Source organism: Fibrisoma montanum, assembly GCF_003583365.1.
GTDB classification, from domain to species: domain Bacteria; phylum Bacteroidota; class Bacteroidia; order Cytophagales; family Spirosomataceae; genus Fibrisoma; species Fibrisoma montanum.
The window spans coordinates 1-18,961 of the sequence record NZ_QXED01000020.1; the positions used below are offsets into that span (position 1 = coordinate 1).

General features: G+C 57.0%; 9 protein-coding genes. 2 read left to right on the forward strand and 7 right to left on the reverse strand.

Features of this window, described 5'->3' with window-relative positions:
- Window positions 1–145 precede the first annotated feature (145 nt).
- The gene (locus tag DYU11_RS32465) at window positions 146–2,128 is read left to right on the forward strand and encodes a glycoside hydrolase family 127 protein (RefSeq protein ID WP_199736867.1); all 1,983 of its coding nucleotides are present in this window, start codon (window positions 146–148) and stop codon (window positions 2,126–2,128) included.
- A gap of 406 nt (window positions 2,129–2,534) precedes the next feature.
- Here the strand turns inward: DYU11_RS32465 and DYU11_RS32470 are convergent, their stop codons facing one another.
- From DYU11_RS32470 to DYU11_RS32500, 7 genes are all read right to left on the reverse strand, one after another.
- On the reverse strand, window positions 2,535–6,752 hold the full coding sequence (locus DYU11_RS32470) for a hypothetical protein (protein ID WP_158600406.1): 4,218 nt from the start codon (window positions 6,750–6,752) through the stop codon (window positions 2,535–2,537).
- Between the two features lie 469 nt (window positions 6,753–7,221).
- Window positions 7,222–7,704 (reverse strand): energy transducer TonB, encoded by a 483-nt coding sequence (locus DYU11_RS33115; protein WP_147368098.1) that lies wholly within the window; start codon window positions 7,702–7,704, stop codon window positions 7,222–7,224.
- A 204-nt stretch (window positions 7,705–7,908) separates the two neighbouring features.
- Window positions 7,909–12,150 (reverse strand): hybrid sensor histidine kinase/response regulator transcription factor, encoded by a 4,242-nt coding sequence (locus DYU11_RS32480; protein ID WP_119671924.1) that lies wholly within the window; start codon window positions 12,148–12,150, stop codon window positions 7,909–7,911.
- 194 nt (window positions 12,151–12,344) lie between these two features.
- Window positions 12,345–13,166 (reverse strand): alpha/beta fold hydrolase, encoded by an 822-nt coding sequence (locus DYU11_RS32485; RefSeq protein WP_119671925.1) that lies wholly within the window; start codon window positions 13,164–13,166, stop codon window positions 12,345–12,347.
- A 115-nt stretch (window positions 13,167–13,281) separates the two neighbouring features.
- A complete protein-coding gene (locus tag DYU11_RS32490; protein WP_119671926.1) occupies window positions 13,282–15,942 on the reverse strand; it encodes a PVC-type heme-binding CxxCH protein in 2,661 nt (886 codons plus the stop codon).
- Window positions 15,943–15,946: 4 nt separating this feature from the next.
- The gene (locus DYU11_RS32495) at window positions 15,947–16,843 is read right to left on the reverse strand and encodes a sugar phosphate isomerase/epimerase family protein (protein ID WP_229366173.1); all 897 of its coding nucleotides are present in this window, start codon (window positions 16,841–16,843) and stop codon (window positions 15,947–15,949) included.
- A 124-nt stretch (window positions 16,844–16,967) separates the two neighbouring features.
- A complete protein-coding gene (locus tag DYU11_RS32500; protein ID WP_119671927.1) occupies window positions 16,968–17,729 on the reverse strand; it encodes a lysophospholipid acyltransferase family protein in 762 nt (253 codons plus the stop codon).
- Between the two features lie 229 nt (window positions 17,730–17,958).
- Here DYU11_RS32500 and DYU11_RS32505 point away from each other — a divergent pair, with 229 nt between their 5' ends.
- On the forward strand, window positions 17,959–18,933 hold the full coding sequence (locus tag DYU11_RS32505) for an acyl-ACP desaturase (RefSeq protein ID WP_229366174.1): 975 nt from the start codon (window positions 17,959–17,961) through the stop codon (window positions 18,931–18,933).
- Window positions 18,934–18,961: the final 28 nt, after the last annotated feature.

The window sequence follows — 18,961 nt, forward strand, 5'->3', positions numbered from 1 at the left end:
CATTACAACTATGCAAGGCGTCACCGATCCCTAGACTTTATTACCCCGCAAGAAAAGTGGGAGAAAGCAGTGGTGTGTGACTCAACCGTTTTAGAAAATCTGTCCAACTAATAGGGGGCTAAGACAAAAAAAAGACGACGTCCAGTTGACAAAAGTCCAGCGGGTAACCGTCCAGGACTCCTTCTGGAGTCCTCAATTCGAGCGCTGGCGTACCACAACGGCTAACGATGTACTGGACAAATTCGAGGCTAAAAACCTGACCTCCGCCAGCGAGCAGGCGAAAAACAATGTTTTTGCCAACTTCGACGATGTCGCTAAGGGCAAGAAAGGTACGGGCCACCATGCCGGTCTGCCCTGGTTCGACGGGTTGATCTACGAAACCATACGGGGCATCGGCGATCTGCACCCCGACCCGCAGTTGATCGCGCGACTGGATAATTACATCGACCGGATTGAAGCGGCTCAAAAAGCCGATCCGAACGGATACCTCAACACCTACACCGAACTGATGGAACCTACCCACCGCTGGGGCGACAACGGTGGTTTTCTGCGCTGGCAGCATGACGTTTACAACGCCGGTATGCTCGTTGAAGCGGGGGTCCATTATTACCAGGCGACGGGTAAGACCAAGCTGCTGGAGGTAGCCACCCGGTTTGCCAATCACATGACTGAACTGATGGGACCCACCCCCCGGCGCAATATTGTTCCGGCCCATGCCGGCCCGGAAGAAGCGATGCTAAAACTGTACTGGCTGTATAAGCAACAGCCCGACCTGAAAACCAAACTAAACGTGCCGGTTCGTGAGCAGGCGTATTACGAGCTAGCCCGGTTCTGGATTGAAAGTCGTGGGGCAAACGCTGGTTATCCGTTGTGGCTAAGCTGGGGGAATGAGAAGTCTGAAAAATGGATAAAAGAGCAACAGTACAAAACCGATAAGCCAACGGCTCAAACACGCCCAAGCTGGGGCGATTACGCGCAGGATTCAATCTCCGTATTCAAGCAGACGACGATTGAGGGTCATGCCGTCCGGGCTACGTTACTGGCCACGGGCATCACGGCGATGGCGCTGGAAAACCACGCGCCGGCCTACGTCCAGACGGCTACCAAGCTGTGGGATAACATGGTTGGCCGTCGCATGTTTGTCACGGGTGGGGTCGGCGCTATCCACAACGACGAAAAATTTGGCCCTGATTATTTTCTCCCAACCGACGCGTATCTGGAAACCTGTGCCGCCGTAGGAGCCGGTTTTTTCAGTCAGCGCATGAACGAGCTGACCGGCGATGGTAAGTACATGGATGAGTTTGAACGGGTGCTGTATAATAACGTACTAACGGGCGTTTCTCTGTCCGGCACGCAGTATACGTACCAGAACCCCCTGAACGCCCATAAACATGCCCGATGGAACTGGCACTCCTGTCCGTGCTGTCCGCCGATGTTTCTGAAGATGGTTTCTGCGCTACCCGATTTCATTTATGCATCAACCGCCGATAAAGTGTTTGTGAATCTGTTTGTCGGCAGCACCGCCAACGTTACACTGGCAAAAAATACCGTTGCCCTCACGCAGGAAACCAATTACCCCTGGGACGGCAAGGTAACGCTCAGCCTACATCCGGACAAAGCAGCCGCTTTTGCCGTACATCTACGCATTCCCGGCTGGGCACGGGGCCAGGAAAATCCGTATGGCCTTTACCGATCAAGCCTTACATCGCCCGTTACATTTCGGGTAAATGGTCAGTTCGTAAACGTACCCATTACCGATGGCTACGCCGTTATCAAACGACGGTGGAAAAAAGGCGATCGCATTGAAATTAGCCTGCCGATGGAACCTCGGCTGATCACAGCTACTGAGCAGGTTAAGGACCTCAAGGGGCTGGTTGCCATTGCGTCGGGGCCTATCGTGTATTGTCTCGAAAATGTAGATAACCAGCAGTTGGACAGCCTGAAGCTGGATGCGACAGCTTCCCTTATCCTGAATCACCAGGCTACTCTGTTAAATGGCGTGAACGTAATAAGCGGAATGGCCAGGGACGCCCAGTCTCGACAGGTGCCGATCAAGGCCATTCCTTACTACGCGGTTGGCAACCGGGAAGGCGAGGGCTACAAAGTATGGCTTCCGAAAAGTCAGTAAACGTGTATCCCGTACTCTCCATCTTATCGCCTTTGCCTACTTAGTTTGGCTCGGCTAACCGTTTGGCTGATGGTATTTCAGTTTAAAACAGGTTCGGATAACTACATTGTCAACGCATTTTAGGTATGAAGGACGCGTTAAACGGAGGACAGGTCGGTTCTACATACCGATATAATCACCACCTTGAGATCCGCAGAATCATAATGGACCTGCTCTGACTGGGTAAGCCTCAGCAGCTGGTAGCGCCTGATAAACTAAGTCTGATCAGAGCACCCAGGCGTCAAAGCCACACTACTGAATAGGCAACGAGCCGCAGAGGGATCCCCCTGCGGCTCATTTACTTGTTAACCTGACTGCCTGGCAAACCGCAGCCAGCGCCGACGGCCTGACCCACTAGTCACCAAGGCTAGTGTTTGAGCAGCTTGACGACCTGCTGGCGACTGGGCGTACTCACCCGCAGCAGGTACACGCCCCCGTTCGGACCCAGCGCCACCCGGTGCCGGCCATCGCCCTGACCGGCCGCCAACCCCTGCTCGCTGAGCACATGGCCCCGCTCATCGCTCACCACCAGACGTACCGATTCCGAGCCCACGCCCGAAAGCGCCACCTCCATCCACTCTCCCGCCGTCGGGTTGCCCAGCACCCGCACCTGCAAGCCCGGCTCAACCGCTTCGCTAACCCCCTGACGAGCCCCGCAGGCCTGCACCGTTACGGCAATCGCCCCCGAGACGACCACCCCGCAATCGCCCGTCACCCGCACGTAGTACGGCTCACTCTGACTCACCCGTACCAGCGTCAGACTCGCCGTCGTCGTGCCCGTCTGCCGGCTGGCGTTCTCGAACAGCTTGTTCTGATTGGCCACGCTGCCCCGGAACCACTCGTAGCGCAGGTTGCTGCCCGTGGCCTGCACCGTCAGCGTCACAGTGCTGCCCGAGCAGACCGTCTGGCCGGCCGGGTTGCTCACCAACTGAGTAGCCGGGTTAACCGTCAGCGTGAAGCTCGTCGGTACGCTCTCGCAGCCGGTGGCCGGATCGACCTGCGTCGCCGAGAAGGCATACGTACCGGGCTGATCCAGCACCACACTCGACGAGGCCAGCAACTGCCCCGTAGACTGATAGTAGCGGACCAGGTAGCTGTTGTTGGTGCGACTCACGTACTGGCCCAGGTTCACCGGTGTTGCGTCGGGACACAGCTGGCGCCGGGTGGAGGTGGGCGGGGGCGACACCGGGCGCTGGTTCACCGTCAGCACCAGCTCCCGCTGCTCCACGGTGGTGCCATCGGCCCCCGTGATGCGCACGATGTAGCGACCGGCTTTGCCCCCGTCCGTAATCTCGACGGTATAGTCGGGGGTGGTGGCCTGGATGGGTTGTCGGGGGTCGGCGCTGTTCTTGAACCAGGCGTAGGTCACGCCCTGGTCGGGAGCCACGCGCACCGAAAAGGTAACGCGGCTGCCCACGCAGGCCGTCTGGTTGGCCGGGGCCTGGACGACGGTGAACAAGCTGGAGGGCCGCACGGTGAGTTCGTAGGTGGTTCCGGTTCCGCTGCAACCGTTGGCATCGCTGGCCGTCACCAGCACCGAGTAGCTGGCGGCCTCGGTGGGTGTACCCGACAACACCCCGGCACTGGACAGACTCAGACTGGGAGGCAGACTGCCGCTGGCCAGACTGTAACTATACGGCCCTACGCCCCCACTGGCCGTAAAGCTCTGGCTGAAGGGCTGGCCCTGAATCGCCGTCGTAACGGCCGGACTGGAAACGGTGATAAGCGTTGGGTTGGCCTGATACTCGTAAGCGCCCATATCGACGATGCCGGCCGGCGCTCCGGCGTTGCTGAAGAAGCGGGGATTGCTGGCTAAATCGGTGGTGATGCCATTTAACCCCGTTGCGGAGCTCAGCCCGGCGTTGATGGCCGGAGAACAGGGGGTCAGCGTCAGATCAGTGGCAGACACGAAGGGCGAGACGGTAGTGGTCAGATTATTACCATTGTCAGTGTAATTAGTAGCAGTAGCATCAATGAGGGAGTAACTAAGCCTGGGTAGACTACCGCCCGCTATTCTGATAGCAAATGTTTGCCCCCCCCCATTATTGAACAACACACAGTTAACGAATGTCGTAAAACTCGCCCTATTCCCCCCAAGTTCATAAACAGCCCCACCAGTTTCTGTGGCCCTGTTACCAGCAAACGAACAGTTCGTAAAAGTAGATGTCGTTAGTCCATCACCATCATTATTAAACATAACTCCTCCCTGTCCTCCAAAAAACGCGGTGTTATTTATGAAGGCACAGTTTGTAAACCGGGGACTGACAACACCTTCAATCCCTTGATTATAAATGGCTCCGCCCTCATAACTCCTATTATTCGCAAATAGGCAATTAATAAAGGTAGGGCTGCTGCTACCCCGAGCTCCATCATTATACACAGCTCCCCCAAATACTGCATTATTAGCCACAAAGGCACAGTTCCGGATGATTGGATTACAAAAATTACCAGCGTCGCTGCCATCGTTAAACATAGCGGCCCCAAACCCATCTTCGCCAATCCCGTTATTGGTATCACCCCCAGTGAGCATAAAGCCATCCAGTATTGCGGTATCATTCGTTCCCGGCAGGCTGTAAACGATATGATACGTGTTACCGCTATTGTTACTGGTTAATGTGCTACTGCTGGGCGTAGTAGAGGTTATAGATGGTCGTTGACTTAGCTCGGTTTCAGTACCCAGGAAACCTCCATAAATAGCCACCCCATTCTTCATCAGAAAACTAATTCGACGATCCGTCGTTGTCGTAGGTCGGTACACCCCAGTCGCTACCCAGATTTCGGTGAGCCCGGCCTGGCACGAATAGTTCAGGGCCGACTGCAAATCGGGGAAGGCATCGTCCCAGTTTAGACCCGTATTGGCTCCCGCAGCATTGGCCTTTACGTACAGCCGGGAAGGCCCTCCGCTGGTTTGAATCGTGATCGATGCGCTCACTACCGGACTGTCGCAACTGCCATTGCTCACCGTAACGGAATATACTCCTCCAACCGCCGTGCTGCTGGCAACAAAACCAGGGTTAGCTACCGCAGCCGTAAAGTTGTTGGGGCCGCTCCAGCTATAATAGGCTCCCCCGCTGGCGCTCAGACTGACCGGGCTACCCACACAGACCGTCTGGGCAGTCGGGCTGACACTGGCCACGGGACGACCCTGACAGAACGTAGCAAAATTGCCCCCACCGGGCAAACCGGGGTTGCCCGAGAAATTGACCGATACGGATTGACTGCACAAGGCCGACAGACTGGCCGGGAAACAGCCGCTCAACTGATTTTGCTGGAAATCCAGAAATGTCAGCCTGGTCAGATTACTCAACCCTGCCGGAATACTGCCCGTCAACTGATTGAAGGAAATACTGAGGTAATCCAACGCTGTCAAGGCCGATAGGCTTACGGGTATACTTCCCGTGATGACGTTGTTATACAGGTTAAGATAGTTTAGGCTGGTCAGCCCGCTTAAACTCAACGGTAAGCTTCCCGTTAAGTTTCGGCCCTGCAGATCGATATAGGTCACGCGGCCGTTTTGGCATTGAACACCTGACCAGGGGCTGCCGCCGTTGCCCGTGCAAGGGTCACAGCCACTGAGCCAGCCGGTGTTGTTGGTCCAGTTGGGACCGTTGGTGGCGTTATAGAGGTCGACCAAAGGCTGATAGTCGGGGCTACTGATTACGGTTAGACTCGTAGTGGCCGTGGCCGTCTGCCCGTTACTGCTCACCGTCAGCGTGAAGATCTGGGGGCCGTTGTCGCTGGCCGTTAGGCTCTGGCTGAAGGCGCTCGTGTTGACCGTGCCCGACAGCGGACTGCTGCCGTTGGTCAGCGTGAAGCTGTAGGGCGTCACTACGTTGCTTATCGTAGCGGTAAAGCTCACCGAACTGCCCGCACAAACCGGGTTGGGGCTGGCCGCAAAGCCGGTGATGGCAGGCCCGGCGCAGTTGGCCTCGACCTCGGCCAGCGTCGCGCAGCCCGGCGCATTATTGCTGATATCTTTTCTGTTGGCTGGTAAGGTAGCCAGCAGCCGACAGATGGACTCGGTAGCGCAGAGACTCAGTTGCGGGTTATCATAAATACTTAGCTTGCGCCCCACGTTGGTGAGTGACTGGACTCCGCTCAGGCTGATCAGGGCACCATTCAAGCTGATTTCAAGATCTTCCCCCACCTGTCGAAGTGCGCTCAGGCCGCTTACACTCGTTAACGAAGGATTATTGAGGATTATCAGATCATCCCCGATGCTGGCAAGTGACTCGAGTCCGCTTAGATTAGGCAGGGCAGTGTTTGAAGCAATTACGAGGCTACTCCCTACCTGACGGAGTCCACTCAGCCCACTCACGTTCGTCAGCAAGGGGTTACTGTCAATACTCAGAAAGCCCCCCACGCTGGTGAGGGATGCCAACGGACTCAGGTCTGTAATGTCAGCCCCAGAAATGGTTAAGTTACCGGGTACGACGAAGCAGCCCGGCGGGAAGGCGTCGACCTGGGCCGGAGTGCTTAGCGTGACATCACCCGTGGGGCACTGGGCCTGTAGATGGGTCTGGCTGCTGAGCCCAATCAGGCCGAGCCACCATAAAAGACAACGAAGGAGGTAGTGATTTTTCATACGAAAAGCGGGAATCATGGGGGGCCGTCTGGGGCCAATAAGTACCCCCACAAGTACCGCCAACAACGGGTAAATTGTTAACACGCTCGTTGCATTCTTTAACACTCTTGTCGCATGGACATTAAAAAAGCCCGGTTTTTCGGACTTTTTGCTCATCTAACGCGGGGGGCTGCCAGTCGCCACAGTCTTCGTTCATCGGTGGCAGAGCGCCGTCCAGACGGCGCGGACAACACCCCATACCGACGCTGAACCACTTTGGCAAAGTACGACAAAGCCACTGGCGGGACAGTAGCCTCACCGTGGCCGCCAGGTCGGCGGCATCCAGACAACATGGGGTTTATAAACGCACCGGGCGGGACCCTGTTCATAAGGAGCCCCGCCCGGTGGTACTAATGTATGGGTTAGGTGGTAAAGGCGTGTTCCGGCATGGTATTGCCCGTTGATTGGTACGCGAAGGCAATGAGTGGTGTTAGTGTCTGAACCGTAACCGCACCGTGCAAACATCATCCGGATGGAGATCAGGCACCTGAATTTTCTTACCCAGAAGCTGACCCGTAAGTTCGTCGTTTAGTTTCCTGTTGGCCGTGTGAACCGTTACCTGCGAGACCCGGCTATCTTCGGCGATGCGGAAGGTAACCACCACGACTCCGGCGTAGTTGCCCTCCGCCATCACCTTCGGATAGGTTACGTGTGCGATCACCGCCCGGGCTAGCTGAGGCTGGGTGGTAGCCGGTCGTTTGTCGTCGCGGGGCTTGGCCATACCCGAGCCCGTTACCCCTACCAGAACGAGTGCAACGAGAATGCAGTTTAGGACGAATAACTTGTTTAACCGCGTGTGAAGCGGCCTGACAGATGCGGTTGGCGTTGTTCTTCCAGCGCGGTCTGACTGAGGATACCCGGCAACGGTGGTGAGGAAAGAACTAGCGGGGAGGAAATAGTTTTCCGTTTTCATAACAATCGTTGTTTTTGTTAACATGAGGTCGGCGACCTTCGCCGAATTCGACTGCTAAGTACCGGCATTGCCCACCGTTGCACTAACGCTCTCGTTTCATTCATTAACACTCTCGTCTCATTTCACCTAAAAAGCCCGGAAATCCGGGCTTTTTTAGGCAATTATTTTGACTAAAGCGAATTTTCCAGAAGAAACTAGCGGCAATCAGGCCGATGAGGCCGATTCCTTTCCCCACTGCGAGGGCAGTACACCGTAGCGCTCCTGAAACACCTTGGCGAAGTACGACAGGTTGTCGAACCCAACCGCGTAGGCTACCTGCGTTACGCTCTGATCACCCGCCTGTAGCAGCTGGGCCGCGTGCGCCAGTCGGATGTGCCGGATAAAATCAGTGGGGGTAGTATTGGCCACGGCCCTGAGTTTGCGGTGGAGTTGCGCCCGGCTCATGTTCACCGCTTCGGCCAGGGTTTCGACCGTAAACTCGGTATTGTCGAGATGTTGCAGCACCACCGCCTTTAGCCGGTCAAGGAATTTCTGTTCGGCAGCGAGCAAGGCTGGTTTGGCGGGCTCAGGCTGCCCGGCCACAGCCCTGGTTTCGGTTGGAGCCGGGGTGGTTTGAGGGGTAGCCCTGGCAGCAAAGCGTTGAAAGAGCCGTTGACGCTGGCTAACCAGGTTCCGCACCCGCGCCTGAATTTCGGCCCGGTAGAAGGGTTTGGTCAGGTAGTCGTCGGCTCCCAGGTCAAAACCCTCGATACGGTCTTCCACCGTGGCTTTGGCCGTGAGCATTACCACGGGAATATGGCTGGTAGCTTCCCCGGTTTTCAGGGCGCGGCAAAAGCCGAACCCATCGAGCCGGGGCATCATCAAATCGCAGATCACGATGTCGGGCAAGCTGGCCGTGGCCTTCTCCAGACCATCCTGTCCGTCAACGGCCTCGATAATCTGGTAGTCGGCGGCAAACACCGAGCGCACATAGGCCCGGATATCGTCGTTGTCGTCGATAATGAGCAGCACGTTTTCGGACGTAGAGGATAACCCATCAGGCTCCGTACTGTCGGTTTGAGGAACAGACAGGACCGGCATCCCCGAACTAATCTGTGGAGATTTTTCCGCCGGTACATTCGCGTTAGCGGGGGAAGCTGTTCCGCGAGCGGGCAATACGTCCGATACCGGCATTGTCACAATAAACGTGGTACCAACGTTCTCTGTGCTGACTACATCGATACTGCCACCAATCACTTTCACCAGTTCGTGAACCAGCGCCAGCCCAATGCCGGTGCCTTCGTAAGGGCGCGGTCGGTATGCCGCATCACCGCCGTCGTGGTTGGTTTGCCCCTCCACCGTACGGACGGGCCCCTGGTAAAACCGCTCGAAAATATAGGGCAGGTATTGGGGCGCAATACCGATTCCCGTATCCTCAATGGTGCACTGCAACACGCCCGACTGACCCAGACGGGGGTAATGAACCGTCATTTTGACCTCATTGCCCGAAGGAGTAAACTTAAACGCATTCGACAGCAGATTCGACACGATTTTCTCCAGCTTGTCGCGGTCGAAAAGCGCCTGACGCTCGCTTTCGTTCTGAACGAAAATAAACCGGACCTTACGGCTTTCGGCCAGAGACGTAAACGAACTGGCCAGGATACGGAAGAAACCCGCGAGGTCGCCCGGTTCGGGTTCGGGCCGGAGCTGACCCGCTTCCAGCTTGCTCAGATCGAGGAGTTGGTTGATCAGGCTCAGCAGCCGCTGGGCGTTGCGCTGGATAAGCGGAAAACGGGCGTCGTGGGCATATTCCTGAACGGCCTGTTCGATGGGCCCCAGAATGAGCGTCAGCGGAGTGCGGAACTCGTGGGAAATGTTGGCAAAAAACTGCGTTTTCAGCGCGTCGAGTTCGGCCAGCCGACCCGCTGCCTGCTGTTCGAAAACGACCCGCTGCTCGAGCTGCCACCGCTGTTTCTGGAACCTGTAGAACTGCCATGCAAGGGCCGTCAGGGCCACCAGATAAAACAGATAAGCCCACCAGGTACGGTAGAACGGTGGATTGATCCGAATGGCCAGTTCAACGGGTTTGCTCCAGACCTCGCCGTCAGCCGAACCCATCACATGCAGCGTATACGTACCGTCGGGCAATTGGGCGTAATTGGCAAACCGGTTGGTGCCGGCCTCCACCCAGTTCTGGTCGATACCATCGAGCCGATACCGAAACCGGTTTTTGGGGGCGTTGGTATAGTCCATGACGGCAAATTCAAACGTCAGGCCATTCTGGTCGTGCGCTACGTTGAGTTGCGGGATATACTCGATCCGTTTCGTCAGAATACCATCGGCTCCCCCCACCACCAGAGGTTCGTTGTTCACCTTCAGGTCAACGATATGAACGGACGGGGCCGGACCGTTTTTACCCGTCACCGCCCCCGGCCGGAATGCATTCAGCCCGTTTACCCCCCCAAACAGCAACTCACCCGACGCGGTTTTAAAGTATGAGCCCGTGTTGAACTCATCGTCCTGAAGACCGTCGGCTTTGGTGTAGCTGCGAAACTTGAGGGTCTTCGGATTGAACTGAGCCAGCCCCCGGTTGGTGCTCATCCACAGGTTTCCGAACTGGTCGGCCAGCATGCCGTAGACCACTTTGTTGGGCAGCCCCTGGGCTTCGGTGAAATGCGTAAACTGGTTCGGCTGGGGGGGGCGGTCCGGCGTACCGGCCTCCCCGTCGGTACGGGTCTGTTTGTCGAGCCGTTCCAGACCTCCGCCTTTAGTACTCACCCAGAGGTAGCGGGCGGGTTCATTGGGATCATCGATCACGCACGACACAAAATTGTTACTGAGGCTCCGTCGGTTTGTTTTCGAGTTTTTGTAGAGCGTAAAGACGGGTTTTGTAAGCGGGTTCTGGGCCCGGATAAGTCCTTTCTGGGTGCCAATCCAGAGCGTACCGGCCTGGTCGAAATAGAGGGCATAGGTCTCGGTTTCAGCTCCGCTCCGGGGCAGCAGATGCCCGTAGCTGATTGTCTGGAAGACTTCGGTCAGCGGATCGAACCGGAGTAACTTCCCGTTGGTGGCTCCAATCCAGAGTCTTCCCTGCCGGTCTTCGATGATCTGGTTGCCATAGTACCCAAACCCTGTGTTTGGCGGTAAGGGGTATTTTTTTAACGGTTTCCAGTCCGCCGAGTAGGTCATCAGGTAATATTCCCGCGTGAGCTGATCGTGGTAAGCCACCCAGAAGTTGCCCCGTCGGTCCTGCATCAGGTACCGCTGCTGCTGCTCAGGTTTTAACTCACTAAACGCCGGAATGGACTCTACACGACCTGTTCTTCGGTCGAGGGGTACATACCGTGTAAATTGAAGGGCATACGTCCGTTGCTGCCGGTCCTGATACAGATAGCTGACCGATGCATTGAGAAAATACGTCTGAAATTGTTTGATCCGGGGATTGAATGTACGCAATCCGTACCCGGCGGTGCCCAGCCACAGGTTACCGGTCCGGTCCTGGATCATGGCCCTCAGGCTAAACAGACCAGCGGGCATCGTCGTAAAGGCGTTCCGGGCCGTCAGGCCGTCCGTGGCCATCAGCTCGGCGGGCGACATGATCCAGAGGTAGTCGACAGTAGCCACCACTACAGTATTGGCCCCCACAAACCTGATCACCACACTGTCGTATCGTTTGGGCAGGGCAATGGTTTTATGCACACCCCGATACCAGCCGTGGATTGATTCGACCGTAGCCGAAAACCAGTAGTCGCCCTGGCTGGCATCGTCGACAATAATCCACCTGGCTGGTTCAACGGCCGGGCGATTTACGGGTCTGATGTGGGTGGCATGCCGCCAGTTGAACGCGTACATGCCGTAGGTTGTCCCCACGATTGCCCTGCCGTCTGGTTCGAAACGGAAGTGGTGCGCCATCCCGTTTATTTTTACGCCCTGTAGCGGCAACTGGCTGAATCGTACCTGGCTGGTGAAGTTAGATTGGTTTGGGAATTCGGTTTTGAGCGGCTCGGGCAGGGTAATCTTTATCAGTTTATCCTGATCGGTATTGACCCAGATGTTTCCGTCGGGGTCTTCGGCCAGAAATCGCACTTCGTAATTACCGGCATTGGGCGAATCGCGGTCGCTGATGTCGATGTGATAGAACCGCTGCGTCTGGGCATCGAACAGATTCAGCCCCTGGGTGAGCGTGCCGATCCAGAGTCGCCCTCCGTGATCCACCAGCAGGGCCGAGCAGGTATTGTCGGAAAGGCTGAACTCGTTGTAGGGGTCATGCGTGAATACGGTAAAATTATATCCGTCGTAGCGGTTGAGTCCATCTTTGGTCGCCACCCACATGAACCCCTTCTGATCCTGTTTGAGATCAAAAATCATGCCCTGCGACAGTCCGTCGGATATAGTCAGTTCCTGCCAGCCCTTGGGTTGAGCGAACAGAGTAAACGGTAGGAGGAGTAGTAGGTACAGAACGCGCATTCAGGAGTGAACAGGAGTGAATTAGTTAACTAATTACGTAAAATTAGTGGCTTTCGATTTACAATTCATCGGTTTAAGTGAAGCAGATAGGCGGGCAGTGGGGTGCACCCGTCTTATTCCCGAAGCAACCTGATGGACTGGCCGCTTCGCCGAAACGTATCGCTCAGCTAACACTGACCCGTATTGATCTCAGATCAGGAGCCTGACAACAGCTGTCTGATCACTTGCAGCGTCTGCGGATGGGTGAGAATCGTTTCATGCGTTGCACCGGGCACGGCCACAAACCGGTCTTTTTGCGACAGTACCTGCTTCAATTGATACGCGGTACTATTCGGGTTGTCGGTGCTGATTACCACCACCGACGCGGGGGCCTTCTCTACGTCCTCTTGGGTGGGAAACACAAAACCAGTTACGGAGGGCAGCGGAAAATAAAGCTTATCGGTAAACCGATCGCTAAAGTCACCCCCCGCCGAGGCCGGGTCGATCAGCAGGGTACACTTCGGTTGATTAGTAGACGCCAGATGCGCGGCAATACGCCCGCCCAACGAATAACCGCAGACGACAATCCTGCTTTCTTGATACCGGTGTTTCAAAGAATCGTAAACCGTTTGCGCGTCACTGTAGAAGGTTGCCAGGGAAATGGGGCCTTTGCTTTTCCCATGCTGGCGGTAATCCATCACGAGTACGTCGTAACCGAAGGGTAAAAACGTAGGAGCGATAGCCCCCCAGTTGGCTACGGTTCCCCCGTTTCCCTTCCAGAAACAAACCACGCCCTTTGACTTCGGCACCCTGAACAGCAAGCCGTTCAGCAGGCCGGCCTGTGGGGTAGATATGTTCACCTCGTCAAAGGCCTGCGGAAAGGTAAACGCGTAGTCATCCGGCAATGGGGTGGACCGGTACCGGTTTGCCTGCTGGTCTTTGCCGGCATACAGAAACAGGTAAACGCCTGCGTAACACAGTACCCCAACGGATACGCCTACCCAAAATCTTTTAGACCACCTTTGTTTGGCCGACATACCAGCAGGAATTGTGAAAGCTAAAGCTACCGGGTGGTTTTAAAATCAGCGCTTTAAAAATCGTTAAATCGGTTGGCTCCTACGCGCCTGCCCACGTAGCCAACCCCAACGCCGATCACTTCTTGGCCTGTAGAAACGCGAGCAGATCCCGCAGGTCATCGACGGTTAACTGGCTTTCCAGCCCCTCGGGCATGAGTGAGGTTTTGATCAGGCCGTAGTCCTGAATGTCCTTCATTGGGAAGGTGACGAAACCGGCGGCCTGGGTGTACAGTTCAATCTCTTTCCCGCCTACGTCGATCTGGCGACCCTGATGCTCTTCGCCGTTTTTGAGCCTGATAGACCAGCCCTGCCATTCGGGGCTGATCTCCTGCGACGGTCGCAGAATGGCCTGGATCAACTGCGTTCGGGACTTCGAGCGCCCGACGTTGCTCAGGTCCGGCCCCAGATCGCCACCCCGGCCCTCGATGGCGTGGCAGGACGAACACGTAGCCTGTACCGAGTAGAATACCCGACGTCCCCGTTCCGGCATCCCCCCGGTTGCCAGCACCGACTCCCAGGCGGCTAACGACGTTGGTCGCTTTGGCGCATTACCGCCCGGAGCAGTCCCAGCCAGCGTGAGTTGCTGGGCCATCGGGCTGTCCGGATGGGTTCTGAGCGAGGCAAGGCGTGGCTGGAATAGTTTTCGGGCATCAGCGGTCGACAATCGGGTGCGCAGGTAGCGGACCGCTTCGAGCTGCACATCGGGATTCGGGTCATTCAGCAGGGTCTGTACGCCGGTCGATACGTCGGTTGGCTGGCGGGCCAGTGCCAGCAGGGCTTCTGCCCGTACCAGGGCTGGCTCGGCCCGGTTCGTTGCCATCCGCAGCAGCTGCGTTGCCACGGTCGGGTCGGACACATTGGCCAGGGCCCGTACAGCGTCCAGGCGCAATGGCGCGGCTGTTTCAGTCGTCAGCAGCGACACCAGCAACGGCCCCTGCTCAGCGGGATTTTTCAGGTGGCGAATTGCCAGAGCGCGCAGGTCGGCCGGTTTGGTCCTGTCCCCGATAAACTTTTCAATGAACCGGGGCGGCAGGGTTCGTTTGATGGATTTAGAATAAAGCTCCGAGCGGTTTTTGAACGCGTCAACAAAGTCCGGTGTCAGGTGCGCAACGGTTTCCAGATACGTATCAAACAAGGCCGGCGCCACTGGTCCGGCCGTCAGCGCCCGCTCCAGTTCCGGCTTCAACGCGACCATACCCACCTGTCCAATCCACATCAACGCCCGCTGCCGAACCCGCCCGTCGGGGTCCGACAGCAACCGACGGGCGATGGGTTCGGCCGGTTCGTGGCCCGCCCGGTGCAAAGCGATCAGAGCCCCTAACCGAACGGCAGGGCTGGCATCTGCCGTGGCTTTGATAAGGGGCTGGCGCAACGCTGGTTTTGTAAATGCCACGGTAGCCGCGTGTTGCCGGAACGGATCGGTGGATTGCAGATTGGTTGTTAGCTGGTCAGCATCCAGGCTGGCGTACAACTCCGTCAACGGCCTGTCGCCGTCGTTGGGGCCGGCTGCTCTGTTGGGCGATCGCGGGCGCGAGGCAGTCGTGCCGGGCCGGGCCGACAGTTTCCAGATACGGCCTTTGCCATGATTCGGGTAATCGCGGAGTACCCAATCGGTGAAGTAGATGGCTCCGTTACGGTCCGCGGCAAAAGCGACCGGCCGAAATTCCGCCCCCCCTGCGACAATAACCTCGGGCTCACCCGTCAGCGAAACGCCGTTGGGAGTCAGCCGAATCCGAACGATCCGGCTTTCCTCCCAGATCGACGACAGCATCTGCCCCTGGTAATCCGCCGGGAGAGCCGCCAGACTGGCATTGAGCAGACCCGACGGCGCTTCGCCCAGGCCAGCGGCATAGGGTAACGTACCGGGCAGTTCGCCATTCCAGGCCGAATACGGATGAATCCCACTACCGCCATACAGCGATTTATAGCCATAATCACCGCCCGGCACGACGTGTACCAGCCGGTTTGGTCCCCGACTGTCGGGGTCGTTGTCGGCCGCCAGGAGATGCCCTGTAGCATCGAACTTAAGATCCATGGGGTTCCAGAAGCCGGTCGCTACCTCTTCGAGCCGGGACCCATCGGGACGTGCCCGCACGATGTTGCCCCCGTCGCCGTAGCCACTCACCGACGAGCCATCAGTGCCGACCAGTTTCCAGGCTTGCCCGCCGGTGTTACCCCGGGACACGTACATCCAGCCATCGGGTGAGAACGTAATGCCGAGCAGGGCCGCGTGCGCGTAGACGCTGGCCGGGTGCGTCAGTTCCAGAACCTTCCTGCGCTCCTCACTTACGCCATCGCCATCCCGGTCGTACAATGTCCAGACCGCCCGGGACGTAACGGTATACAGGTGTCCTTCCGGCGAAAAGGCCAGGTTCAGCCCTTCCGTCAGGCCGTCGGCAAACACCGTGGTTCGGTCGGGTCGCCCGTCGTTGTTGCTGTCGACAAACACCTTGATGAGGTCACCGCGGGGATGCGGGTAGTCTTTGGGGGGCAGGTGCGTATGCGACTCCAGGACGAAGATCCGGCTGAGGCTGTCGATGGCGATCCCGATTGGCGTTACGATGTCCGGGTTTTCAGCAAATAGGGTCAGCTCCAGGCGGCTGTCCAGCACCCGGGGTTGGTCGCCCTCGCCCCCCTGCCGGCGAAAGGCAACTAGCAGAACCGCAGCTAGAACCGCGACGAAAGCCCAGCGCGCAGCCCTAAACCGGGTAAAGCAGGTAATCGTGTTCGTGGCCATATCCCTACCGTTCGTACTTATGGAACAGGTCGTACGCTTTTTGCAGGTCCTGTTCCAGCGTCTGCTGGTTCTGGGGGGGCGCCATCTCGATCAGCAGGTATCCCTTGTAGCCGTGGCCCAGCATTTTTTCGACCACCCCGGCATTGTCGGTCACGCCCTCGCCGTAGCGTACTACTTTGTGGATGCCCTTGCGCTCGGTGTCTTTCAGGTCGATGTGCAGAATCTTCGAATGGAACCGGTCAACCACCGCCATCAGGTCCACATTGGCACCGTCGAAGTGGGCGTTGTCCATGCACATACCGATTTTCGGCGAATCGACTGCGCTGAAAATACGGTCGTAATCTTCGATGGTTTCGAGGTTATTGTTGGCGTGGTTTTCCAGCAGCACCAGCATGTCCATGTCTTCGGCCGCGGGCGCCAGTTCCTTCAATACGCTGATGATCGCGTCCAGCCCGCCCTCGGTCCCGCGTCTGGCACCGGTAAACTTCACGCGTTTGCAACCCAGTTGCCGGGCCGCTTCCATATTCCAGAGCTTATGCGTTACGTCCTTGATGACATTACCCGACGCCCCGAACGAACTGCCCTGCACGCAGATGGGCGTCAGGTTATGCTGCCGGCATCGCTCTTTAATGCTCCGGATGCCGTTGGGCGTGAGGTTACGCCCGTACCAGCAATTGAATTCTACGTTTTTGAACGGCAGCCGGGGAATGACCGCGAAGGCTTTTTCGAAGTTTTCATCGCCGAATCCATCGCACGTAATGGTGGCTATGGCCAGTTCAACCTGTCTGGGTTTCCCGAGGGCCTGGGCGACCTGGCTGTCGGCGATCGGCAGTAACCCCAGCCCCGCCATTGTCAGGCCGGTTGTCTTCAGGAAATCGCGTCGGCCTGTCTCCTGGTTCATACAAATAAGAAAAGGTATAGCATACCCTTCCTAAAGAATACAGGCTGTTTTATTCTACTATGTTCGTTTTACAGGCCCAATCCGGTGGCCGTTTGTACGGTTTGCAGCCTGGACTTCAGCGCTGTTACCGCGTAACGGCCATACGGCTTTGTGGTCCCTCTACTACGGCCCGAATCGCGTCCTGTGCCTGCTGAACAACCATTTCGGGCGTTTGGCCCGCCGGCTCAATCCCCCGCAGGGCCGTACACGACAGCGACGAAAACGAGGTGAGCGGAAACAAGCCCTTCGGCGTAAAGCGACCCGTACCCTGGATGGCAACCGGCACGATCAGCGCGTTCGGGGCCCGCTTGAGCAGGGTCGCGATTCCACCCACCGCAAACGGCTTCATCGGTCCGCTGGCCGTGCGTGTACCCTCGGGAAAGATAACGGCGGAATGGTTCCGCTCCCTGATCAGTTTACCCAGCCGGCCGATTTCGACGATGGCCTGTTTGGCGTCTTTCCGGTCGATCAGGGCGGCCCCGCTTTTCCGCAGATTGTAGGAAATCCCGGGAATGCCCTTAGACAGCTCGATTTTGGAAATGAAGATGGGCGTGTGTCGGCGCAGAAACCAGATGATGGGCGGAATATCGAACATGCTCTGGTGGTTGGCCACGAAGATAATCGGCCGATCCGTGGGGAGGTCGGTCTCCTGCCGGAACGTAATCCGCGTGCCGGTCATCAGCCAGCCGTAGGTAATAAAAAAGTTGAAGACATCCACCGACTTCTTGTGGACCTGCTTCCCGAACAGGTGGAAGCAAACCACCTGAATCACGTGAAAAACAACCAGTAACAGTCCGAAATACACGACGTACACGACACTCAGCACGTAATCCAGCAGCTTCTTCATCAGGCAAATTTTTCTCAAAAATAAACAAATGCATCGCTTACACGGTCTTGCCGGGGTAATCTAATGCGCCAAACCCGTTTCGCGCGGCCTTACGGCGAACCACGGAACGGATAAATTCGGGGCATCAGTGAACCAGATCGCTCAACAGACGTTTATTAATCGGGTGTATGTCGGTTAAAATTGCGTAATTTGCGCCTTATTTTTTTACTACGCCCACTTCGAAAGACCTATGGTACTATCTGACGTACGTTTGGAAGTAATGCGATATATAGAGGGGAAGCTTGATGTAGTCATGGCCGAATTCCTCAAACCAGTCGAAGAGTACTGGCAGCCGTCTGATCTGCTGCCCGACGCGACGCAGGAAAACTTTCTGGAGGAGGTAAAACTGCTCCGGGAAAGCGCCCGGGAACTTCCCTACGATCACATTGCGGTACTGGTTGGCGATACCATCACGGAGGAAGCCCTGCCTACGTACGAATCCTGGCTGATGGACGTAACGGGCATTAATCAGCACGATCCCAGCGCCTGGACGAAGTGGGTGCGCAACTGGACGGCCGAAGAAAATCGCCACGGCGACCTGCTGAACAAGTACCTGTACCTGTCGGGCCGGGTGAACATGCGGGCCATGGAAGTGTCGACCCAATACCTCATTGCCGACGGGTTCGATATTCAGACCGGCCGCGACCCTTACCGCAATTTTGTCTATACCTCCTTTCAGGAACTGGCGACCAACATATCGCACCGCCGGACTGCTACGCTGGCCAAGCAGGCGGGGAACGCCCAGCTTTCGAAAATATGCGGGGTGATCGCGTCCGATGAGATGCGCCACGCCAAAGCGTATAAATCCTTTGTCAGCCAGATTTTTGAGATCGACCCGACGGGCATGATGCTGGCCTTCGAGGACATGATGCGCAAGAAAATCGTGATGCCGGCCCACTTCCTGCGCGAAACCGGCGTTCAGATCGGGCAGACGTTCTCCCACTTTTCCGACGCGGCCCAGCGGCTGGGCGTGTATACAACGCACGATTACATCAATATTCTCGATTCGCTGCTGACCGAGTGGCAAATCGCATACATGGAAGACCTCAACGACGCCGGTCAGCGCGCCCGAGACTACCTGATGGCCCTGCCCGACCGCCTGCGCCGGGTTGCCGAACGGACCAAACTGCCCGAGCTGGACTACCAGTTCACCTGGATCGCCTGACGAAGCAATCAGGCAGGGTTTCAGCAGG

What these genes read in the sequence shown, in the direction of transcription:
- DYU11_RS32470 (WP_158600406.1), bottom strand. Translation starts at nt 6,752, where the DNA reads ATGAAAAATCACTACCTCCTTCGTTGTCTTTTATGGTGGCTCGGCCTG.
- DYU11_RS33115 (WP_147368098.1), bottom strand. Translation starts at nt 7,704, where the DNA reads ATGAAAACGGAAAACTATTTCCTCCCCGCTAGTTCTTTCCTCACCACC.
- DYU11_RS32480 (WP_119671924.1), bottom strand. Translation starts at nt 12,150, where the DNA reads ATGCGCGTTCTGTACCTACTACTCCTCCTACCGTTTACTCTGTTCGCT.
- DYU11_RS32485 (WP_119671925.1), bottom strand. Translation starts at nt 13,166, where the DNA reads ATGTCGGCCAAACAAAGGTGGTCTAAAAGATTTTGGGTAGGCGTATCC.
- DYU11_RS32490 (WP_119671926.1), bottom strand. Translation starts at nt 15,942, where the DNA reads ATGGCCACGAACACGATTACCTGCTTTACCCGGTTTAGGGCTGCGCGC.
- DYU11_RS32495 (WP_229366173.1), bottom strand. Translation starts at nt 16,843, where the DNA reads ATGAACCAGGAGACAGGCCGACGCGATTTCCTGAAGACAACCGGCCTG.
- DYU11_RS32500 (WP_119671927.1), bottom strand. Translation starts at nt 17,729, where the DNA reads ATGAAGAAGCTGCTGGATTACGTGCTGAGTGTCGTGTACGTCGTGTAT.
- DYU11_RS32505 (WP_229366174.1), top strand. Translation starts at nt 17,959, where the DNA reads ATGGTACTATCTGACGTACGTTTGGAAGTAATGCGATATATAGAGGGG.